The sequence below is a fragment of the Natronomonas marina genome (genome assembly GCF_024298905.1).
In the GTDB taxonomy this organism is placed as follows: Archaea; Halobacteriota; Halobacteria; order Halobacteriales; family Haloarculaceae; genus Natronomonas; species Natronomonas marina.
In genome coordinates this window covers 462792-482003 of record NZ_CP101154.1, presented here as the reverse complement: position 1 = coordinate 482003, position 19212 = coordinate 462792, and the positions used below count along the sequence as shown (strand labels likewise).

The 19212-nt window shown below is 62.6% G+C and carries 24 protein-coding genes and 2 pseudogenes; 14 read left to right on the top strand and 12 right to left on the bottom strand.

The genetic code is table 11. The annotated features are described in order from the left end of the window. Positions 1-21: 21 nt before the first annotated feature. The gene (locus tag NLF94_RS02610; protein ID WP_254839901.1) at positions 22-720 is read left to right on the top strand and encodes a DUF5828 family protein; all 699 of its coding nucleotides are present in this window, start codon (positions 22-24) and stop codon (positions 718-720) included. Between the two features lie 2 nt (positions 721-722). Here the strand turns inward: NLF94_RS02610 and NLF94_RS02605 are convergent, their stop codons facing one another. Then, on the bottom strand, positions 723-950 hold the full coding sequence (locus NLF94_RS02605; RefSeq protein ID WP_254839900.1) for a DUF8151 family protein: 228 nt from the start codon (positions 948-950) through the stop codon (positions 723-725). Between the two features lie 85 nt (positions 951-1035). On the opposite strand from NLF94_RS02605, the gene NLF94_RS02600 reads away from it, so the two are divergent. Then, positions 1036-1272 (top strand): DUF7860 family protein, encoded by a 237-nt coding sequence (locus tag NLF94_RS02600; protein WP_254839899.1) that lies wholly within the window; start codon positions 1036-1038, stop codon positions 1270-1272. 15 nt (positions 1273-1287) lie between these two features. Here the strand turns inward: NLF94_RS02600 and NLF94_RS02595 are convergent, their stop codons facing one another. Further along, positions 1288-1464: a DUF7331 family protein gene (locus tag NLF94_RS02595; protein ID WP_254839898.1), complete on the bottom strand. Its 177-nt coding sequence runs from the start codon at positions 1462-1464 to the stop codon at positions 1288-1290. 132 nt (positions 1465-1596) lie between these two features. On the opposite strand from NLF94_RS02595, the gene NLF94_RS02590 reads away from it, so the two are divergent. From NLF94_RS02590 to NLF94_RS02580, 3 genes are read left to right on the top strand one after another with little or no spacing between them, the layout of a single operon-like run. After that, positions 1597-2232 (top strand): uracil-DNA glycosylase, encoded by a 636-nt coding sequence (locus tag NLF94_RS02590; protein WP_254839897.1) that lies wholly within the window; start codon positions 1597-1599, stop codon positions 2230-2232. A gap of 31 nt (positions 2233-2263) precedes the next feature. Next, complete coding sequence (locus NLF94_RS02585; protein WP_254839896.1) at positions 2264-2695, top strand: HIT family protein; 432 nt, start codon at positions 2264-2266, stop codon at positions 2693-2695. A 40-nt stretch (positions 2696-2735) separates the two neighbouring features. Beyond that, complete coding sequence (locus NLF94_RS02580) at positions 2736-3443, top strand: ParA family protein (RefSeq protein WP_254839895.1); 708 nt, start codon at positions 2736-2738, stop codon at positions 3441-3443. Positions 3444-3457: 14 nt separating this feature from the next. Here the strand turns inward: NLF94_RS02580 and NLF94_RS02575 are convergent, their stop codons facing one another. Beyond that, the gene (locus tag NLF94_RS02575; RefSeq protein WP_254839894.1) at positions 3458-3955 is read right to left on the bottom strand and encodes a DUF7858 family protein; all 498 of its coding nucleotides are present in this window, start codon (positions 3953-3955) and stop codon (positions 3458-3460) included. 468 nt (positions 3956-4423) lie between these two features. Here NLF94_RS02575 and NLF94_RS02570 point away from each other — a divergent pair, with 468 nt between their 5' ends. From NLF94_RS02570 to NLF94_RS02555, 4 genes and pseudogenes are all read left to right on the top strand, one after another. Continuing rightward, positions 4424-4792: a hypothetical protein gene (locus NLF94_RS02570; protein WP_254839893.1), complete on the top strand. Its 369-nt coding sequence runs from the start codon at positions 4424-4426 to the stop codon at positions 4790-4792. A gap of 229 nt (positions 4793-5021) precedes the next feature. Continuing rightward, a pseudogene (locus NLF94_RS02565) lies at positions 5022-5222 on the top strand (TFIIB-type zinc ribbon-containing protein); the annotation flags it as partial. A 94-nt stretch (positions 5223-5316) separates the two neighbouring features. Further along, the gene (locus NLF94_RS02560; protein WP_254839892.1) at positions 5317-6324 is read left to right on the top strand and encodes a tyrosine-type recombinase/integrase; all 1008 of its coding nucleotides are present in this window, start codon (positions 5317-5319) and stop codon (positions 6322-6324) included. Positions 6325-6553: 229 nt separating this feature from the next. Continuing rightward, on the top strand, positions 6554-7093 hold the full coding sequence (locus NLF94_RS02555) for a hypothetical protein (RefSeq protein WP_254839891.1): 540 nt from the start codon (positions 6554-6556) through the stop codon (positions 7091-7093). 12 nt (positions 7094-7105) lie between these two features. Here the strand turns inward: NLF94_RS02555 and NLF94_RS02550 are convergent, their stop codons facing one another. The 3 genes from NLF94_RS02550 to NLF94_RS20885 are packed head-to-tail and all read right to left on the bottom strand — an operon-like array spanning position 7106 to position 8354. Continuing rightward, entirely contained in the window at positions 7106-7762 is a 657-nt protein-coding gene (locus NLF94_RS02550) for a recombinase family protein (protein ID WP_254839890.1), read from the bottom strand. Positions 7763-7822: 60 nt separating this feature from the next. Next, the gene (locus NLF94_RS02545) at positions 7823-8224 is read right to left on the bottom strand and encodes a hypothetical protein (protein ID WP_254839889.1); all 402 of its coding nucleotides are present in this window, start codon (positions 8222-8224) and stop codon (positions 7823-7825) included. After that, complete coding sequence (locus tag NLF94_RS20885) at positions 8127-8354, bottom strand: hypothetical protein (protein WP_350355862.1); 228 nt, start codon at positions 8352-8354, stop codon at positions 8127-8129. Before NLF94_RS20885 ends, NLF94_RS02545 begins: the two co-directional genes overlap by 98 nt. Before the next feature lie 303 nt (positions 8355-8657). On the opposite strand from NLF94_RS20885, the gene NLF94_RS02540 reads away from it, so the two are divergent. Both NLF94_RS02540 and NLF94_RS02535 read left to right on the top strand, forming a co-directional pair. After that, a complete protein-coding gene (locus NLF94_RS02540) occupies positions 8658-8849 on the top strand; it encodes a hypothetical protein (protein WP_254839888.1) in 192 nt (63 codons plus the stop codon). Next, positions 8842-9111: a hypothetical protein gene (locus NLF94_RS02535; RefSeq protein WP_254839887.1), complete on the top strand. Its 270-nt coding sequence runs from the start codon at positions 8842-8844 to the stop codon at positions 9109-9111. The genes NLF94_RS02540 and NLF94_RS02535 overlap by 8 nt, the downstream gene beginning before the upstream one ends. Positions 9112-9165: 54 nt before the next feature. Here the strand turns inward: NLF94_RS02535 and NLF94_RS02530 are convergent, their stop codons facing one another. Continuing rightward, the gene (locus NLF94_RS02530) at positions 9166-9390 is read right to left on the bottom strand and encodes a hypothetical protein (RefSeq protein WP_254839886.1); all 225 of its coding nucleotides are present in this window, start codon (positions 9388-9390) and stop codon (positions 9166-9168) included. 484 nt (positions 9391-9874) lie between these two features. Here NLF94_RS02530 and NLF94_RS02525 point away from each other — a divergent pair, with 484 nt between their 5' ends. From NLF94_RS02525 to NLF94_RS02515, 3 genes and pseudogenes are all read left to right on the top strand, one after another. Then, positions 9875-10027: a hypothetical protein gene (locus tag NLF94_RS02525; protein ID WP_254839885.1), complete on the top strand. Its 153-nt coding sequence runs from the start codon at positions 9875-9877 to the stop codon at positions 10025-10027. Then, positions 10024-10446 (top strand): hypothetical protein, encoded by a 423-nt coding sequence (locus NLF94_RS02520; RefSeq protein ID WP_254839884.1) that lies wholly within the window; start codon positions 10024-10026, stop codon positions 10444-10446. Before NLF94_RS02525 ends, NLF94_RS02520 begins: the two co-directional genes overlap by 4 nt. A 594-nt stretch (positions 10447-11040) precedes the next feature. Further along, positions 11041-11745 (top strand): annotated as a pseudogene (locus NLF94_RS02515) (transcription initiation factor IIB); the annotation flags it as partial. Here NLF94_RS02515 and NLF94_RS02510 read toward each other — a convergent pair. From NLF94_RS02510 to NLF94_RS02490, 5 genes are read right to left on the bottom strand one after another with little or no spacing between them, the layout of a single operon-like run. After that, positions 11724-12275 (bottom strand): DUF8080 domain-containing protein, encoded by a 552-nt coding sequence (locus NLF94_RS02510; protein WP_254839883.1) that lies wholly within the window; start codon positions 12273-12275, stop codon positions 11724-11726. The pseudogene NLF94_RS02515 and the gene NLF94_RS02510 sit on opposite strands and share 22 nt — an antisense overlap. A 30-nt stretch (positions 12276-12305) precedes the next feature. Continuing rightward, positions 12306-12971 carry a DUF7856 family protein gene (locus NLF94_RS02505; protein ID WP_254839882.1) on the bottom strand — a complete coding sequence of 222 codons (666 nt, stop codon included), beginning with the start codon at positions 12969-12971 and terminating at the stop codon, positions 12306-12308. Beyond that, positions 12968-13306: a DUF7855 family protein gene (locus tag NLF94_RS02500; RefSeq protein WP_254839881.1), complete on the bottom strand. Its 339-nt coding sequence runs from the start codon at positions 13304-13306 to the stop codon at positions 12968-12970. The genes NLF94_RS02505 and NLF94_RS02500 overlap by 4 nt, the downstream gene beginning before the upstream one ends. A 36-nt stretch (positions 13307-13342) precedes the next feature. After that, positions 13343-13600: a DUF7854 family protein gene (locus NLF94_RS02495; RefSeq protein ID WP_254839880.1), complete on the bottom strand. Its 258-nt coding sequence runs from the start codon at positions 13598-13600 to the stop codon at positions 13343-13345. Continuing rightward, positions 13600-19206: an LAGLIDADG family homing endonuclease gene (locus tag NLF94_RS02490; RefSeq protein WP_254839879.1), complete on the bottom strand. Its 5607-nt coding sequence runs from the start codon at positions 19204-19206 to the stop codon at positions 13600-13602. Before NLF94_RS02490 ends, NLF94_RS02495 begins: the two co-directional genes overlap by 1 nt. Positions 19207-19212 lie beyond the last annotated feature (6 nt).

Here is a 19212-nt window from a genome sequence, read left to right as displayed (position 1 = left end):
TCGCCCACCAATCTCCTGTAAATGGAGGTCGAAGAGAGTGTTTCCGGCTTCGAGATACGGGGGAGCTGGGTCGACGTGGTCGAACACGGAGAGCGGATCACCCGGGCGCTCAAGGACATCGCCGACGAGGGAGTCGGCGTCGACGAGGCGGCGCTGGACGAGTGGGACGAGTGGCGACCGAAGGCTGACGAGCGGCTCCGGGAGGACGTCAACCGCAAGACCGCAGAGCAGGCGAGCATCTCGGAGGGGGAGGGCGAGCAGGCCGGCAAGGCCCCTGACGAGGACCTCAAGACGGCCGGCGAGAAGCTCGCCGACTCCTACGAGAACCTCGAGAAGCCGAAGGAGGCCGTCGACGAGTGGCGGAAGTCGATCAACTACGTCGCCCGCGCGGCGGATTCGGCCACCCGGAAGGCCGTCCGGAAGGTCGAGGGCAGCGTCTACAAGAACGTCATGACGCAGGTGTCGCCGTACTACTTCGACAACGAACTCGTCAGCGCGAACCTCCGCCGGGCCGACACGGACGACTACGTCTTCGAGGTGAACGTCAACGACGACGACCTGAAGATACGGACGTCGAACAAGCTAGCGGACTACCAGACGGCGGTCGACCGCTGGCACGTCGACACCCCGAAGGACACCGACGTGGCCAAGGCCGTCGAGGGGCACGAACCGCCCGACGACGCGACGACGACCGGCGACTCGAAGCCGACCAGGAACTGAGTTCAGCCCCGGAGCGACTGCAGTCGGGGCAGTAGCCTCTCGGTCCCGACCGAGAAGGCCGCATACAGCGCGACGGCGCCGACGACGGCCAGCCAGACGGCGAACTTGGTGTTCCCGGCCGAAACGTACGTGAGACTCGTGAGTTCGGCGAAGGCCCCGGCGACCGCGAGCACCGCGGTGGTGAGGAGGTACGCCAGGAGTTCGACCGCCGAAACGAGGAGTTCTCGCATGGCTCCACTGCGCCACTCGCGGCTATATGCGTTTCGACCGAGGAGGGACCGGAAGGCTTTCACTCGACAGACGGAAAGCGCGCCCATGAGCCATCAGCGACGCTCCCGAAACTTCGACTACGCCCGAATCGCAAAGACCGGCTTCCTGGCCGGCGTCGCGCTGTTCGCACTCGGCGTGATCGGCGAACTGGCCGGACACGCCGTTCTCCCGTCGATGCCCGCGGCCGTCGAGCAGGCACTCCTCGGCATGGAGATACTCGGCGTCGCGGTCGGATTCGTCGTCCCCATCGTCTTCGGCGCGGTCCTGCCGCTCGTCGAGTAGGTGGCCTGAAACAGTCTACACGCCGATCTCGACGACGAAATCCGACTGGACCCAGGTATCGGGCTCTTCGCGGTCGTAGATGACGACGGCGTCGTCGTCCAGCGAGAGGTGTGCGTACCGATCGGTGTCCAGCGGGGACTTCGGGTGGTCGTTGGTCCCTTCGACGCTCCGTTCCGAGGGTATGTCACTCATTCGCATACGACTGGAGAGGCTTCGGGTAAGTAAGGGTTCGGCTAATACTGCCTATACAGCTATATGGTATATTATCTCGATTATATCGGTCGGGGCGGAAGAACGAGGTCGCTGGCGCACGAACCCTCGACCGTGCCCCCGTTCCCGGATCCCGACGACCGGAACCCGCTGGCGGCGGACTGTCGGCGCTGCCCGGAACTGGCCGCTTCCCGGACGTGCATCTCGTGGGGCGTCGGCTCGCTGGACGCCACGCTCGTCGTCGTCGGCGAGGCGCCCGGCGCCGGCGACCCCGGGGCCGACCGCTGGCAGGGCGGCAACCACACCGGGATGGCCTACACCGCTCGACACAGCGGCCGCCGTATCCGCGGGCGCTTCGAGTCGCTCGGCTACGACCCCGACGACCTCTACTTCACCAACGCCGTCAAGTGCTTTCCGAGCGACGGAGAGGGCTCGAACCGCGAACCCACCTCCGAGGAGCGCGCCAACTGCCGGCCCTATCTGTTCGAGGAACTGGAGACGGTCGACCCGGCGTGTGTCGTCGCTACCGGGCGTCACGCCACCGAGTCGCTGCTCGCGGCGACCGACCGGTCGCTCGATGGCTTCGTCGAGGCCGTGCTGGAACCCATCGAAACGGAGCCGCTACCGCCGATACTGCCGCTCTTGCACCCATCCTACCGCGACATCTGGATTCCGCGCCTCGGCTACGACGACGCCGGCTACCAGCGAGCCATCGGCGAGGCGCTCGAGACGCTCGGTGCCCCGCCCTAGATTCTTGGTACGGCCGCTCGTTCGTCCACACATGAGCGAGGACTGCATCTTCTGTGGCATCGTCGACGGGGAGGTTCCCTCCCGGACCGTCTACGAGGACGAGAACGTCCAGGCGTTTCTGGACGCGACCCCACTGTCCCGCGGACACACGCTCGTCATCCCGAAGAACCACCACGAACGCGTCGCGGACATGCCGGACGGGGACCGCGACGCCGTCTTCGAGGCGCTGGGCCGTCTGGGGCCCGCCGTCGAGGCCGCCGTCGACGCCGACGGACTCAACGTCGGTATGAACGACGGGGAGGCCGCCGGCCAGGAGGTGCCGCACGTCCACGGTCACCTCGTCCCCCGTTTCGAGGGCGACGGCGGCGGAGCGGTCCACTCCATCGTCCGGACGCTACCGGATCTCTCCGAGGATGAACTCGACGACATCGCCGACGCTATCGTCACGAACGACCAGGGCTGACCCCGTCATATTTTTCAACGATAGCGAGCGAAACCAAGGTGTGACGACCGACACGCTCGCCTTCGTCGGTGCCGCCGGTGGCGTCGGTACCACCCGACTGACCCTGGAGAGCGCGACCCTGCTGGCCCGAAACGGCCGCGACGTCGCGGTGCTGGACGCCGCCTACGCCACCCAGGGGCTGGCCGACCTGACGCCCGGCCGCATCGACCCCGACATGACCGCACTGTGTCTCGACGACGCGCCCCTGGAGACCGGGCTCCAGGACCGGCGCCTCGAAGGCGCCGGTCGGCTCGCGGTCTGTCCGGCGAGGGCACCGTTCGAGCGCCTCGCCCGCGCGAAGACGCCCGAGGCAGCCGAATCATTCGAGGACCGCATCGCGGAGGGCGTCCGCGCGTTCGACCACGTCCTCCTCGACGTCCCGCCGGTCGCGGCAAACCAGGCCGTCGCAGCGACGACAGCCGCCGACGCCGTCGCCGTCGTCGCCGACGCCGCCCGCGCGTCGGACGCAATCCCCAGGGCGCACGACCGACTGTTGGATCTCGGCGTCGAGACGACGGCCGCCGTCGTGACCCACACGGACGGCCACCCGGAGGCCGACGCGACCGTCCCGACCCTCGAAAGCGAACCACCGGCCGTCACGGACGACACGGCCGCCCGCAAAGAGGTCGGCGGCGTCCTCGCAGCAACGATGGACCTCAGCGTCGACCCGGACGCCGGCGACGGTCTCCGCGGGAAACTGTCGCTGTAGTCGCTCGGGAGCGCTCAGACGAGGTCGTCGAAGCTACTCCTGGCGTCCCGGAGCGGGTCGGCGGCGTCCTCGACGGCCAGCGCGTCTGCCACCACTGCCTCGGCGCCCTCTATCGGGTCGTGCGTTGCGACGTAGACGCCGAGTGCGAACTCCGATTCACCGACGCTTGCGAGCGTCTTCGCCTCCGTGCGGGAGACCTCGCCCGCGAGCCAGTCGTCGACGACCCGCCGCGCAGTCGGCGAGAGTGGGTCGACCGGCTCGCCGAGCAGGTACAGCGTCTTGGCGGCCCTCGTCCGCGGCAACCCCGCCACGGCGGCGGCCCGGCCGACGCTCGCGCCCTCGGCGTAGGCCTCCACCAGCGACGCCACGTCCGCCGGCTTGCAGGGCAACTCGTCGGCGAAAGGTGCCAGCCGGTCGGCCAGCGAGCCGCCGGTCTCGTCGGCCGTGGCGACCCCGCGGTCCCGCTGCTCGGCCGTCACCTCCAGTCCCGCAGCGATCTCCGACAGGCCCATACACGAGCAATGGTGCCGCACTTTAGTTAAACCTTCGCAGGAGCGAAAGCATGGGATCCGAACCGCCCCCTGAAGCGTACCGATCACCGGTGCGTTCTGACCAACCAACGTCCGTCCGCTACCACGGTCGAGTGTCGGTCAGCCACGGTCCACGTCGAGGAGTCCTCCTCGAATCGGTGGCGACAGGTGGACTGAGAGCAAGATAGGTGAACAGTAAACCAGTGCGTGCTCAAGCCCGCTACTTCAGATTCATCCGGATGCTAAATATTAGAATAGATGAAATTATATTTATCATCCACGGAATACCATACGAATAACTATACGTTACGTATGAAGAGAAGAGAGCTATTGCGAAAATCGGCCGCAGGAGGGACGATCGTCCTTGGAGGTTGCAATACGGTTCTGCAAGAGGCGAATCGCCGTCTTTGGTTTCTGCGTATACATAATGGTAGCACTCAAAGTGTTGATTTGGACGTCACAGTTCTGCGTTCGGGGAGCAAGGTATTCAATCAAAATTATAACCGAATTCCAAGTTTCCAGGATGCAGACCAAGATAATCCCTCATACGAGGACAGCGAGGATATCGTATTCATCAATAACGAGTGGGAGCCCAAACCGGGGAATTACGCTGTAGAGTACTCCTACCGTGGCGATTCAAAAAGACAAAAGGTAAATGATATTAAAGATATTAACTCAGAACACATTGGTGCCGGGATGCTTTTTCTTGGCGGAGCTTCTGGACCACCGCAACCAGTATTTGAAGTTGTTGAATTCGAATCCCGAAGCGATGTTATGGAGTTCTTCGAAGGAGTCAACTCAGACACCGAAGATAGCTGATTTCTGCTGATTTTGGCTGCATTGTGGACCTGCTGGTGATACCCTCGGCGTCCAGAAATCCCGGAATTCGCTCTGCTGTTCGTGCTTTGAGCGGACTCAAATAGCTGATATCGTCTTCTATTGACCGGCCAACGTACCGGTTACCGGTACGCTGTCGCACCTCTCCCGGCTTCGTTTCACTCCATACTGCTCCTTTTTCAAGTACCATCGAGACCAATCCACACATGTGATGAGCGCGACGACACACCAGTCCTGTCCCGAGTGCGAGGGACGCCTGCGGAGTACCGACACCGAGACCGTCTGCAACGAGTGTGGCCTCGTCGTCGACGAGGACGCCATCGACCGCGGCCCGGAGTGGCGGTCCTTCGTGGACGACGATACGAACCCCGAGCGCTGCGGCGCACCGCTGACTCGCTCGCGGCACTCCCGTCTACATCCGGCTTGTCGGTGTTCGTGTCGTCGTCCGCGAAGGACCCCCCACCGGCCCGCGGTCGAATGGGGTTGTGAGCAAGAGGGAACACCCCATGACAGACAACGAATTCAACGAACTAGAGCCTTCCGAGGCTCTGGAGATGTACGTCGCCGTCCGAGAACCAGAAGTACGCGAATCAACGATCCGGTCAATCAGGTCCCGCGTCGGCCTGTTTGTCGAGTGGTGCGAACGCGAGGGCATACAGCAGTTGTACGAGCTTGACGGGATGGACCTACACCGGTACCGGCTCAAAACCGCACGGGACGTTGCAAAACTGACCCTGATTTCCCGCCTCTCGTCGGTCAGGATGTTCCTCCGGTGGGCACGGTCGGTTGATGCTGTCGAACCCGAGCTTCCCGAACGGATTGAGATACCGGACGGAGAACGCGCCCGAACCCGTTATCTCGAATCAGGGGCCGCAGAGGATATTCTTCGGTTCCTCGAAAAGTACCGATACGCCTCACGGGACCATGCGATGATGCTACTGACGTGGGAAACCGGAGCGCGGATCGGCGCGATTCGTAGTCTCGACGTTCGGGATTATGACGCAGAGGAGCCGTGTGTCTCTTTCAAACATCGTCCAGAGACGGATACGCCAATCAAGAACGGACGAAACGGTGAACGGGTCGTTGGACTCGCTGGAGGGACGCGAGAGGTTATTGACGCCTATCTGAGCCACAATCGCGTCGACGTGAGAGACGACCACGGACGTGACCCGCTCCTTACCACCGCCCACGGACGGCCGTCGAATACAACTATGCAGCGAACGATCTACCGGCTCACTCGTCCTTGCATCTACGACGGCGGGTGTCCACACGACAAAGACCCGGACGAATGCCCCGCCGCGAACGATAGCGACATAGCCAGCAAATGCCCGTCGTCGGTGTCGGCCCATGACGTTCGACGTGGGTACCTGACCTATCTTTCTCGCGAGGAAGTCCCGAAGGCCGTGATTAGCGACCGATGCGACGTATCGCCAGACGTGCTGGAAAAGCACTACAACCAAATGACGGACCGGGAGAAGATGGACGCCAGGCGGGACTATCTCGACGGCCTGTAGCTACCTCTCCCCAACCGTCAGAGTCGATTCTAAGGGTCAGAAACTTCGCATACGTCCCTACTGACGGGACTCGTTTGCCGCGAACGTGGTTTCAGTCGGATAGCCGCAAATAGACTTAAAGGAGTCAATAGCGGGCTTCACTTACCCAGTAGAACGGGTTCACCAGACTGCAATTGCATCAAGGTCTGACGTACCAGATTTTACAAATTCACGCAGAGTAACAGCTGTCATGGAAGACCAGGAGGGGTCAGTTGGAATTGAGGAATTACTTAGAGCAACAAAAAAGTCAGAGATACCTGAATCGGAATTTTGGGAGGAATTGAATCAAGAAGCAATACGAAGTTTTGAGCGTGGGCTTGATTGGAACAGGGAATTGCTTCACAAATCGGTCGATATGATAAAGATTGTATTGCTTTTTGGGTCTGTTTATGTAGGTCTGTTCCAATTTGGAAATACCCAGTTTGGATTTTTTGAAACCGGTCGAGAGGTATTGGTTCCGCTACTTCCGCTACTACTCAGTTTGTTCTTCTTTGCATATTCGTATAAAATATCTCAACCCGAACATATCGGTCCAAGTAGTCGTAACGCATACGACGCGATTAGAGGCGAGATTAGCACAAGCGATTATCAAAAAGAAATGGCTATTGCGTATCTTGCATGGGGCGATGACAACGCTAAACGCATTTCCAAAGCTAACAACATATTTTGGTACGGTATATCCTCACTCTTTGCATCATTGGGTTGTCTCTGTATATTGGTAATCTTCTGACCTTCTAACGCACTATATTCCGTACAGCTCCGCTCGGTCAAGCGCCCGGGAAACAGTCGCCCGTCCACAGTCTAAACGGGCTGCCGCTTTTCGCTTCGACAGCTCCCCTTTCTGTACCATGTCGAGTACCGCGACCACCTGGTGATAGTCGTCGCCCTCAATCAAATGACCGTCGTCCTTCTCGAAACCAAGGGGTGCGGGGCCGTGGTGATACTCGTCGTCGTCGGCACGTCGAGCCGCGATCCCCTCACGGGTGTTCCTCTGTTTGACCCGAGCTTCCCACTCCGCAAACGCCCCGAGCATCTGCAACATGAGCCGAGCCATCGGGTCATCGTCACCCGAGAACGGCGGTAGGTTATCACGGACGAAATGAAGTTCCCCACCGGCCTCGGTAATCCGCTCTACCGTTCGATCTAGGTCTTGCAGGGACCGAGTAAGTCGAGTCGTATCGTGAACGACAACGGTCCCGATCTCGCCGGCCTCCACGTCGTTCATTAACTGCCGGTAGCCGCTCCGGTCCGTGTCCGTCCCCGTCGACTTATCACGGTAAGTTTCGACGTTCGCCAAGCCCGTGCCGAGTTCGTCGGTTGCGTATTCGCTCGTCGCTTCTAGCTGCCGGTCAAGGTTCTGATCGGCCGTCGATACCCGGACGTAGCAACCCACCGTCATGGACACCCATCAGGTGTCTTAAAACTATAGCGTTACGGGCAGCCTGTTCAGGAACGGAGGTTATTGGTCGGAGTCGTCGATGTTCCTAATCAACTCTGCAAGCTGTTCGTTAACCCCGGCCCAACAGTCTTTATTCATCATTTCCCGCATAATATCTTCGGCCTCGCTATTTTCCTCCGGGTGTTCATCGCGTAGTAATTCCCACTCACCTGTATCTTCATCTTGTTGGTAAAGCTGCACGCGAAACCCGTCCCGAAAGTCAACTTTAATATACGCGTTGTCAAGGGGATTAGCTACCGTAGCGTATCCGTGTTTGTTGTATTCCTTCAGCCTCCAAGGACGCGGGATGTCTTCGAACTGATATTCAAACATCGTCTGTTGAGTCCCTATCGCCTCTCGACTCACAAACAACGTCACGGAGTTCGTTGAGCAAGCCAGGGTGATGTTTTTCAAGAAGCTCAATATCCGTCGTAAGCTCATCCTTAATCCGTCGGCGGACGCGGGATGTGGCCTCATATCGGCGCTGATCCCCATGCTCGCCGGCTAATTGTTCACGTTCCGTCGTCGTCAGCAACGCCCGTTGCTTCGCCATAACCGCTTGTGGATTCGGAGGCATGGTAGTATTTCCTCACCCGACCACTTCAACTTGTCCTGTGTCCTCATAGTTGCTACATATCCTAACCTATAAGACACCGGCCTCCGGTAGTGGGGACTACGCACGGGACGGCACACCGCAGAAGGTGGCCGGGGCGCTGGAACGCCCTCGACCGTGCGACCGAGCTATGGCCGCAAGAAACTCTACCCGCCTCAGCGGGCATGAATCCGGCGCATCGTTCAAGAGATACTCAATCCCAATTGCTTGGTCGGCCGAGTTCAACAACGGAGGTGCGGAGTAATGCCCACTGTCACTGTCGAACTCACTCCCGAGGAGTATGCAGCGGTCGAAGCGGCTGCCAGCGAAACGCGATGGACTAACGATATTGATGGATGGCTTCGTGATGCCGCCCGTCTACGGCTCGCGTCGGACAACGACGACGAGATCCTGCCAGTCCATGACGAGGAAACTCGGGTGTCAACCGATGAGTGAAAAGAAGTACGACAACATGAAGCACGTTGAGGGGGCGCTTCGCCGGGTCTACTCCGCCCGGAGTTCCATTTCTCATATCGACGCTGGCGTCCTTGACCCGGATGAATTCCAAGTCGTCCGGCAAGCCGTCGAAACGTGTGAGCAGCTCGAAGCGATGTTTGAGCAGCGGATCGAACGGGATCGTCGGGAAGGCAACTACGAATGGCCCCCGACGGACGGAACCCGGTCTATGCTCCCGGGGGAAGTCGAAGCCGACGACTGACCTTACCGTTCTTTTCGATCTTTGTAGACGTAGGGAGCGGGCCGTATGGCCGCTCTAAACACACTCACGGCAGTGTTCTCTCCCCCAGTCGGTGTCGGTCGTACAGGCGTCGGTGGCACACTCGTTGGCCTCGAACACCCGCGGCGATAGCCCGATCCGCTCCTTGCTCTGTTTGAATACCCACGCCCCGCCCCACGAATCGAAGTGCTTGTACCGGAACGGCTGTTCCCCGTTCGTCTCGAAGTCGTCGTAGGTGACCCAGTAGCCCATTAGTTCCATCACTTCCGTTCTATTACCGCATTGTTATTCGAGGCATCCCCTACTCCGTTCCCTTGGACCGTGTGGACCGACGGTCACTTCCGTGGTTCCATCCCGTCTTCGCCTCCGACCGTGTGGTCTCCGTCTACGACGGGATGCTATATTACGCCCTCTAGTGGAGACGCTTGGCCCGTTATCCCGTTCCCCTTTCGGGTTGGCCCGCAAGTTAGCGGACAGTCCTACGACCTACCCGGTTTCACGGCGACAGGCTGATAGTCACGGGAAAAGAAGGTTAGCTTGTCACAGCCCTTCTCCCCCGGTACTTTCTATCAGCCGCTTAGCGGAGCTATTGGTTCGGTAGACAAAAGCGTTTCACCCAGTAACCGGCAGTATTCTCTGATTACTCAGTAATACAACCAATGAATACTTTGGTTTCCAAGCTCAAGCTGTGGGTATGGCACGGTGCTTTGGGGATACCCCCGTATCCGCGAAGGTCGACCAGAATATGCACGAGTTCCTCGAAGCCGAAGCTCGAAGGCTGTCGGTCAGCCGAGCCGAGTTACTCCGTCGTATCTTCGATGTGTACCGGGAGAGCCGCCGCGAACAACTGGATTGTCCGCACTGTGAGGAAACCGTCGTCATGGATGTGAGAGCATGAGCCTGTCGAAGCCTGAAGACATGGACGAACCGACGGGCAGCGAGACGGTCGAATCCGCTGGTGAGGCGGAGGGGGCCGGCAGTACCGAAGCGGCGATTGAGGCGGCACTGGCGGAGATCGACGGAGAAGATGTGACCGTGGTCTATCCGTCGACGGAAGACGAAATATCGGTTCAAGAGGCGGTACAACAGCTTGCCGACACGGATACTGAACAGTTCGAGGGATTGGAGAAGGCACTCTCACGGGCACATAGGGCGTCGGAACAGGCCGAGGAGAACACCGTGAGTATCGGTCTACTCCGAGCACAGGTCCAGGAGTTGTACCGGGAGTTCGAGGATTTGCTTGACATCTTGAATCAGAGCAACGTGGTGAGGGTCAGGCCGGATTACAACCACCGAGACGACTTTGAGGAACGATGAACCCGATACGCGTTGGCCGGGAGTGCGTCCGGCTATGGCGGTCGGATAGTCGGTTCGATACGTTCCTGGCGGCCATTCTGGTAGCCGCGGTTGTACTCGGATGGTTGCACAGTTACCTCTCTACGAACGGCGGACGTTCGGGACGGTGACGCTCTTCCGCGGTCCCGAGAGACGGCCGTGAGGGTTCATTCGCGTCATTGTGAGCGACGTTTCTGCACTTCGTTCGGTTCATGAGGGGTTTGGGTCGGACGGACAAGACGATCCCCGAAATAGACACCTGACTGTTGTCCGAGCCTGTGTCTGCGTGACTCTACGTAGGTTCGTTTGGGCTGTACGATGTTTCCCTCTCGGCGGACAAACGAGTCCCCGAATACGTCGTGCAGTACGCTCTGTGTGAGTAAATAGACGCTTCTGACGGGACACCTCGACGGGGAGCCTAGACTTTCTTCTACGGGGCCACGGATGTTGATTGCACAACCCCAGTATGGCATCGGGCCGTTGTCGTGAAACGAGTGGGCTAACGTCGGAACAGCCGGGGAGTACCGGGTCAGTCGCTTCCCGTCCGACGATTCGTGTTGTTAGCCGGTACTCCCCGAGCGCTGCGGCGCACCGCTGACTCGCTCGCGGCACGACCGCGGGCTGTCGACGGAAATCGGCAGTTCGACCCGGCTGAAGGGGCGCAAGCGCCGCCGGGTCGCCCGGATGCGCCGCCAGCACAAGCGGGCACACATCGGCTCGAAGCGCGAGCGGAATCAGGTGTACGGCTTCACGGAGATCCGGCGGCTGACCGGCCGGCTCGAACTCCCCGAGAGCCTCCAGGAGCGCGCCTGTGTGCTCTTCGAGTCCGCCCAGGACGAGGACCTGCTGCAGGGCCGCTCCATCGAGGGATTCGCCGCCGCGGCCGTCTACGCGGTCTGCCGGACGGCCTCGGTGTCCCGAACCATCGACGAGGTCGTCGCCGAGGCGACCGCCACCGAGGACGAACTGACGGCCGCCTACGACGCGATGAACCGGACACTCGGGCTCCCGACGGGACCGATCGATCCCGCCGAGTACCTCGCCAGGTTCGCCTCGAAGCTCGACGCGCCGAACGACATCGAGCGCCGTGCCCGCGAACTCGCCGAACGGGCCCGCGACAGTGGACTGGCCGCCGGCCGCGACCCCAGCGGCGTCGCGGCCGCGTGTCTCTACACCGCCGCACGCGAGGCCGGCTACGACATGACGCAGGCAACGGTGAGCGAGGTCGCCGACGTCTCGGCGGTGACCGTGCGGAGTTCCTACCAGGACCTGCGGGACTGAGCGACCGCCGAAAGCGACCCCACGGGCAGGTCGACCGCCTCCGCCCGCTGGCGGAGTTCGTCCGGCGCGAACGAGAGTCGCGAGAGCACCTCGCGGTCGCGCTGCAGCGCCGCCGAAAGCGTCTCCACCTCGGCGAGTCCCCCGACGGCGGCGACGGCAGCCGTCGCCGCCCGCAGGTCGTCCGTCGCGGCGAGCCGTTCGGCCTCGGCGACCCGCGTCTCGACGGCGTCGAGCCACGCCCGGATTCCGTCCGGCAGGCCGTCGTCGACGGGTTCGGCCGCAACCACCTCGACGTCGACCGCGTCGGCCGGCGTTGGGGTTGCGAATCCGACTCCCGTCGGGCGGGACGACGCCTCCAGCGTCACCGTCCGCTCGTCCCAGGTCGGTCCCTCGTCGGTATCTCGCGGCGGCCAGACCGGCCCGTCGGCCCGGACTGCGAGGCTGACACGATGTGGTCCGTCGGCGGAGACACGTATCTCCACCAGCGTTACGCCGTCCGAACGAACCGTCTCGGTCGTGACCGTCGGCATACGTCGTCTGGTCCCGTCTTCGGTGATAAGTTACAGCCGTACGACCGGCGTTTCGAGCCAGTTCTCCGCCGACGGAGCGTCGGGAAAGCGCCGGACCGCCAGGACGACGGGCGTCCTGACGGCACCCACCCGAATCGCGGCGAGTACGGCCGTCACCGGCGTCGCCTCCGAAAACGACGACGCGTCGCCCCCGGGAACCATCCGGACGGCGTCGTCGACGGCCGGTCGCACCGCCTCCGCCAACTCCGTGCGGGCGGTCTGTTCGAGGTTGTCGATTCGGTCCTGCAGTCGGAGGCGCCGTTCGCGCTCGTCGCGGGCCGAGCGAGCCCGCTCGCGGGCCGTCTCGACTCGCTCCCTGGCGGCGAGGTGTTCGGTCTCGAGTTCCGAGAGCTCCTGGACCGCCCGTCGGTACTCCGCTTCGACGGTCTCGTCGTCGCTCGCTTCGAGCCGTCCCCGGAGGGTTGCGACCCGCTCGCGCTGTCGCTCGAGGTCCGCCTCGGTCTCGGCGACCCGCCGACGAGCCTCCGGGAGCGACGGCACCGGCTCGCCGAGGTCGGCCAGCCGTTCCCTGGCCGCCCGTAGCTCCTCGTCGACGCTCGCGGTCATCTCCAGCGACCGGGCGGTCGCCACGAGCGTCGCCCGCCGGTCGAGGGACATCTCGGGCGTGACGACGGCGACGTGGTCGTAGAGGCTCACAGCTCCCGTCGTTTCAGCTCCGCCGGCGACGGATGGGTGCCGTCGGCAGCGAACTTCGCGTACGGGACGTTGCGATTTTCGCGGCCCTCGTAGGCGGCCGCGGCCTCCCGGACGGCATCCGGCACGTCGCGGAACTCGTTGAACGGTTCGGTCCGCTCGATCTGGACGTCGTCGGGGTGTTTCTCCCGCAGGCGCAACGCGAGGAACGCCCCGTGTCCGGTCTCCGCCAGCAGGGCCGCCCGCCCGAACCGGCGGACGACGCTCTCCTCGTGGGTCCGGCACGCGTTCCGCAGCGAGGTTCGTGCGCCCTTCGAGTACGTCACGACCAGCAGCACGCGACGTACTTTCTTTCTCTGAAATATAAAATTAATCTATCCGTCGAGTCGCTCGACGGTCGGCGCGTCCGCACCCGTTAGCTCTCGGACTCGCTCGCGGGCCGCCCGCTCGGAGTCGGCGAGCACCACCGTCCCCGTCTCCGAGCGGTAGGCCGCGAGTTCGCCGTCGAACTCCGTCGCGAAGGTCCGCACCGTCGCCCGCACGCGCCGCTCGCACTCCTCTAAGTCGGCCTCCCCGGACTCGAGGTCGGTCAGCGCGGTCTCGATCTGTCGGAGGGCGGCGATGCGGTCCATCAGACCGTCCGGAGGTGGTCCGTCTGCGGTTCGTAGACGTCACCCTTCTGTCGGAGCTTCTCGATTTCGTGTTCGGCCTTCGACCGCTCCATGCCCGTCTCCTCGGCCCGGTCGAGCACCTCCTCGCGCGGGGCGCCCTCGTCGTACTCCTCCTCGACCTCGCTGATGAGCGTCTTGATGTTCTTGATGCGGTCGCGCTGGCTCTTGGACTGGCCCGTTTCGACGACGTCGGCGTCGAACTCGCCCGTCTCGGGGTCGACGCCGATATCCTGCAGACACGACCGCACGATGTCGATGACGCGGCTGGCGTCCTCGGCCTCGACGGTGTCCGACAGCCGCATCCGGGCGGAGGCCTCCGAGAGCCGCACCAGCGCCTCCAGTTTCCGCGCCGTCACCGGCACCGGGGCGTCCTCGTCCTGCCCCTTCGCCCGCAGGTCGACGTAGAAGTCCCGTATCTCTTTTTTCGCCTCCTCAGTCATCGTCGGGAAGCAGTTCCGCTTGGCGTAGGCGATGTACTTCCGCAGCAACTCGGAGTCGATGTCCGGTTCGACGTCCTCGGTGACGTTGTCGACCTCCTCCTGGGTGACGTTCGACGTCGCCGTGTTCTCCCGGTGGGTGTGCAACTCGCCCGCGTAGTTCGTGTTGATGATGTGCTCGGCGAGGTTGGCGTCCTCCTCCTCGTCCGGCTGGTCGGTCACCGTGAAGATGAGGTCGAACCGCGAGATGAGCGCCGGCTCCAGGTCTATCTGTTCCCCGATAGGTTCGTATTGATCGAATCTCCCGTACTTGGGGTTCGCAGCTCCCAATAACGAGCATCTGGATTTGAGGGTTGCATTTATTCCTGCTTTACTTACACTAATAGATTGCTGCTCGAGTGCTTCGTGCATAGCCGAGCGGTCCTCGGAGTTGTGAACCACGGCGCTGTTGGCGACGAAGTTGTGGGTTCCTTCAACGGTGAGGTCGTACACCTTCGGAGTCCGTCTATACTCGATTTCCGCCAGTAGCCGTCCGATTTCGTCGCGTCTCTCGGCCATGCGCTGTTCCGCGACGGCCCTCACGTCCTCGAACCGGTCCGTTTCTACCAGGCCGTTGAACCAGCGCGAGACGGTCGACTCGGCCACGTCGAGTTCGGTCGCGATTCGGCCCAGCGGGACACCGTGACACTCCAGAGCTTCCCGGAGACCGGTCCACGAGGTCGTATCGACGTCCGGGTCGAGCAGCTCCCGGGCCCGCTGCTCTGCGGAGTCACTCTCACAGCCGACGAGACTGGCCAGTTCCTCGTGGAGAACCGGAATCCGGTCGTCCTCGTACTCGCTGTCGACCGTCTCGACGTCCGCAACCCGTCGCCACTTCACGTCGCCGTCGACCAGGTCGGCGAGCGGCGATACGTCCGTCCGTGCAACGTCCTCGACGATTTTCTCGAGTCGGCGACGGATGTACTCTCGAAGTTCCTCGTCGTCACCCCACCGTCTCGATATCTCCTGCTGACTGTGAGCGGAATCCGCTGCTAGCTCGCGCTGAGAAACGTTGTAGCGCCTCTTCAGCTCTTCAAGAGTTTTCCAGTCGCACTGCGTGCTCAGCGTCTCCTCGTCCACCGTAGCGCGTTCGACGCGCGCCTCGAACCGCTCGAGCACTGTACGCCCCCGGTGGAGTGAGAGGTTCGCGTCCCCGTTCTCGAAGGTACAGTACGTCGCATCGTCCAGCCCACACTCGGACTGATAGAGCCGAAGCGATTCTCTCAACTCGTAGAGGAGTTCACCACAGTCCGGAAGAACGTCGAGTATCGTTCTGTCGCCATCCACGGCTGCGCGTACCTCCTCCAGAGCGGACTGCTTTCGCTTCAGGCCGAACCCGATATGCCGGTCGTACGCCCGAAGCGAATCGGCCGCCGTGATATTGAGTACGTACAGGTCCAGTTTCCCCTTTCGGTCCCGGGACCGAAGCTGACACGAGATACCGAACTCCAGCAGGAGGCTCTTGAGACCCCGAAGGAGCTCTTCGCTCGCCGAGTGGATTCGGACGTTTCCGGCCGACGTGTCGACGGTCCCCTCGCTGTCGGCCATAGCGCGCACGAAGGCGGCTTTCGTCTCTCTACAGCCTTCGGAAACTTCGTGAGGGAACGCTTTGCGGTCGTACGTCTCCAGGTTCATCCCGGCGTCGAGAACGGCGTCCGCGTACTCACGACCGTGTAGTCGTACCGTACCGACGCCGTCGTCTCGCTGCTCGCTCGGATATCGGACCGGTTCCGCGTCGAACGCGTCTCTACAGGCACGCTCGAAGTCCTCGAGCAGCTCGCGCTCCTTGTTGGTGAACCGAATCCCGTAGCTTCCCGCTTCGCTGTCGTAGTAGACGTTTCCGTCACCGGACAGATATCCCAGGACCGCACCGAATGCGGTGGCGGTCGGTAAGGGCTCGGTCCGTTCCGGGGCGGTCGTGGCCGCCGTTCCACCGTCGGCCACCGACGTGGGGATGTCAGCAGGGACGTACACCCAGTCGCCGGGTTCGAGGTCGGAAGCCGGTCGTTCGGCCCGGTTGCCGTCCTCGAATACGAAGAAGGGGTGGTCGTCCGTGGCGGTGACCGACTCACCGGATTCGAGCGACACCCGGGTCAACTCCGTCGGGGCGTCGTATTCGTGGATGGCGGTCACGGGGCGGTCCACCAGACGCCCGTCGTCGGTCATCGTCCACACCCGCAGGTCGGTATCGCGGATGGTGCGACCGTTCGGGAGGTCCTCTATCGTGCCAGTCCTTGCTGCTTCCCTGGCCAACGCCCTGATTCGGGATACACGCCCGTCAGCCAAGTGGACGAGCGTATCACCGGCCACACACCGCATCTTGTCGAGTTCGTCGACGGCGGCGATACCCTGGTCGGCCAGCACGAGCGCGCCGGCCTCCAGCGTCCACTGCTGGCCGTCGCCGAAGTCGTCGCGGACGGCGGCGGCGGTCAGTCCCGCACTGGAGGAGCCCTTCCCCGAGGTGTACACCGACCGCGGGGCGACGTTGCGGATGTACTGGAGCATGGCGGAGTTGTGCGACAGCACGTTGTTGGAGACGTAACTATGGGTACCGGGTACCTCGAGGTCGTAGACCCAGTCGTAATCGGGCTGAATCGTCTCGATGGTCTCGATGCGGTCCCACCGGATGTCGTTCCCCGCCAGTCGTTTCAGCGATTCTACCCCTTCCTCGGCGGCCAGTCCGCGTTCGATTCGTTCGAGGACCGCAGCTCTGGCGCTTGCGGCACTGCCACCGTCGGGAACCACATCGTTCCGTTCGTAGTAGCTCACGGCGGTCTGCTCGACGCCCATCCGGTCCGCGAGGTCGCGCTGGGAGATGTCCAACTTCGCACGGACGGACTCGATGTCGTCCCAGTCGCCATTCCGGATTCGGCTCCGGGTCTCCTCGAGCCACTGGAGTCGCTTGTCGAACCGTTCGACGACCTGCTGGAGACTTTCCCGGCTCGGGTTCCGGTCACCACGCTCGTAGTGCTGGTACGTACTCCGAGGGAGTCCACAGTCGGACTGTGGGAGCGCGAGGGCCTTCCGGATGCTCTCGAGTTCGCTCCCCACGTTCGGCACCACATCGAGATTCGGGTTGCCAGATACGTCGTCGAACGACCCCGCAGCAGCGGACTTTCGGTTGGTGACGAAGCCGACCCGCTCCACGTATCGCTCGTAATCGTGACCGCTGATCCGGAGCCGGTAACTACCGTTGTGACGCGATTCGATGCTCACCGAGACGCCGACGGCGAGAAGTAGCGACTCGACGCCCTCGAGCAGGTCGCGACTCATCGAGACGACGGTCACTTCCCGCTGTGTCGCAGAGACGTGGCCCTCGGCGTCGACGTAAGCCCGGAGAAACGCCCGCTTCGTCTCGACTGACGCCTCGAGAACCCCCGCCGGAACGCGCTGGTCTGCGGACTTCTTCAGGACCGCCGGTTCGATTGCCTCGAGGAAGCTTGCGAGTTCGCTCGACCCACATCGAACCACCCGTGCCGATTTGTTCTCACGCTCGTTGACCACCGTGTAATTGACACCGAGACGGTCGAGCGCCTCGGTCACGTCGGAGATTATCTCCGAGTCCTCGTTCGTCACCCGGATGTCGGCGCTGTTCCCGTCGTCCACATCGACGTGTCCTTCGGCGATGACGTATCCGATGAACCGACCGAGCCACGGTGTCCACTCGGCCGGTGGATCGAGTCGGACGGCGTTGTTTGCCCGCGACTGCCGGTAGTCGACGTCCAGGGTGTCGTCGCCCGTCGTCGGTATCGAGCGGGGGACGGCGACGAACTCCCCTTCGGTGAGGTCGTCTGCCTCGACCGACCGGATCTGCCCGCCCGATTGCGTGAACAGTGGATGCGAGGGGGTGACTTCGAGTTGCTTCCCGCTTGCAGTCCGAATGCGGTACATCCGGTCGGGTGCTTCTCGTTTCCACACCGTCGTCGCTCGATGCCGAGCGATGGTACCATCGGCGTCCAGTGACGGCAGCTCGATGTCTACCTCGTCGTAGACGCCGTCGTCGATCGGGCTCGGGTCCTCGAGGTGCTCTTCGACGAGTGGCCCGATTCGCCGCTCCCGACCGTCGGCGAGCGTGACCCTCGTATCTCCCTTGACACACTTCCCGGTACCGGGGTCCCCGATGAGGAGCATGTGCAGGTCCCCCCGGATTCGGGAGCCGTCGGGGAGGTGTTTGGTGACGCCCGAGAACAACTGGAGCATCATCGCCAGTTTCTCCTGGCGGTACCCGTAGATGGACGGCGCGATGGAGTTGACCATCTGCTCGTAGATGTCGCCGGAGTTCGACAGCTCGATGATCTCCTTTTTGTCCTCGTCGGTGATGTCCATGTCCTCGAACTGCTCGTCCTCGATTTCGACGGCGATGCCGTCCATGTAGACGTCGAAGATGGGCGATTTGTCCTGGTCGGAGCCCTGCTGGTCGAGGTGGAGGATGCCGGTCACGCGGACGTGGTCGCCGGCGGTGACCTTCCCGGTGATGTCGTCGTCGATGTGGACGTCGATGCTCTGTGGCGTCTCGCCGCCGCGCAGCCCCTCGGGTGACTCCTGGACACGGAGCTTCTGGGCGTCGACGAACTCCGACTGGTCGAAGTTAATCTCGAATGGGCCCTGCCGTTCACAGCCCTGGCACTCGTGGGGTTCGTAGAACTCCCCGGAGGTCTGCGGGATGCGGGTCAGCGTCCCGCAGCGCTGGCACTCGAAGGCGGCCTCGGTCACCTTCGGGCGGACGTCGGTGGCCTTCCGGACGATGCCGGTCACGGCGATGAGCTGGCCGCGGTGGCGCGCGCGGATGTCCCGAATCGCGGTCGTCTCCTGGAGGTTCTGGACGCGGACGTGGGCCTGTCCCAGCTTCACGTCGACCGGGAGGTCGTAGAGCCGCAGGGCCTCCTCGGCGTAGTCGCGCATCTGCTCGGGCTGGGCGACGAGGTCGTCGGCCAGGTCGGGGTCAAACCGGTAGAGGTCACCCCAGTCGACGTACAGCGAGCGCTGCTCGTTGGGGTACTTCTGGGCGAGTTCCCCGATCTCGTTGCGGTAGTAGTCGCGGTAGAACTGCTCGAACTTGTCGATGACCTCGGTGTCCTCCGCGCGCGCCATGAGAGA

Bases quoted from the DNA above. Each gene is read 5' to 3' on its own strand.
- NLF94_RS02610 (WP_254839901.1), top strand. From the start codon at position 22: ATGGAGGTCGAAGAGAGTGTTTCCGGCTTCGAGATACGGGGGAGCTGG.
- NLF94_RS02605 (WP_254839900.1), bottom strand. From the start codon at position 950: ATGCGAGAACTCCTCGTTTCGGCGGTCGAACTCCTGGCGTACCTCCTC.
- NLF94_RS02600 (WP_254839899.1), top strand. From the start codon at position 1,036: ATGAGCCATCAGCGACGCTCCCGAAACTTCGACTACGCCCGAATCGCA.
- NLF94_RS02595 (WP_254839898.1), bottom strand. From the start codon at position 1,464: ATGAGTGACATACCCTCGGAACGGAGCGTCGAAGGGACCAACGACCAC.
- NLF94_RS02585 (WP_254839896.1), top strand. From the start codon at position 2,264: ATGAGCGAGGACTGCATCTTCTGTGGCATCGTCGACGGGGAGGTTCCC.
- NLF94_RS02575 (WP_254839894.1), bottom strand. From the start codon at position 3,955: ATGGGCCTGTCGGAGATCGCTGCGGGACTGGAGGTGACGGCCGAGCAG.
- NLF94_RS02560 (WP_254839892.1), top strand. From the start codon at position 5,317: ATGACAGACAACGAATTCAACGAACTAGAGCCTTCCGAGGCTCTGGAG.
- NLF94_RS02555 (WP_254839891.1), top strand. From the start codon at position 6,554: ATGGAAGACCAGGAGGGGTCAGTTGGAATTGAGGAATTACTTAGAGCA.
- NLF94_RS02550 (WP_254839890.1), bottom strand. From the start codon at position 7,762: ATGACGGTGGGTTGCTACGTCCGGGTATCGACGGCCGATCAGAACCTT.
- NLF94_RS20885 (WP_350355862.1), bottom strand. From the start codon at position 8,354: ATGGCGAAGCAACGGGCGTTGCTGACGACGACGGAACGTGAACAATTA.
- NLF94_RS02540 (WP_254839888.1), top strand. From the start codon at position 8,658: ATGCCCACTGTCACTGTCGAACTCACTCCCGAGGAGTATGCAGCGGTC.
- NLF94_RS02535 (WP_254839887.1), top strand. From the start codon at position 8,842: ATGAGTGAAAAGAAGTACGACAACATGAAGCACGTTGAGGGGGCGCTT.
- NLF94_RS02530 (WP_254839886.1), bottom strand. From the start codon at position 9,390: ATGGAACTAATGGGCTACTGGGTCACCTACGACGACTTCGAGACGAAC.
- NLF94_RS02525 (WP_254839885.1), top strand. From the start codon at position 9,875: ATGCACGAGTTCCTCGAAGCCGAAGCTCGAAGGCTGTCGGTCAGCCGA.
- NLF94_RS02520 (WP_254839884.1), top strand. From the start codon at position 10,024: ATGAGCCTGTCGAAGCCTGAAGACATGGACGAACCGACGGGCAGCGAG.
- NLF94_RS02510 (WP_254839883.1), bottom strand. From the start codon at position 12,275: ATGCCGACGGTCACGACCGAGACGGTTCGTTCGGACGGCGTAACGCTG.
- NLF94_RS02495 (WP_254839880.1), bottom strand. From the start codon at position 13,600: ATGGACCGCATCGCCGCCCTCCGACAGATCGAGACCGCGCTGACCGAC.
- NLF94_RS02490 (WP_254839879.1), bottom strand. From the start codon at position 19,206: ATGGCGCGCGCGGAGGACACCGAGGTCATCGACAAGTTCGAGCAGTTC.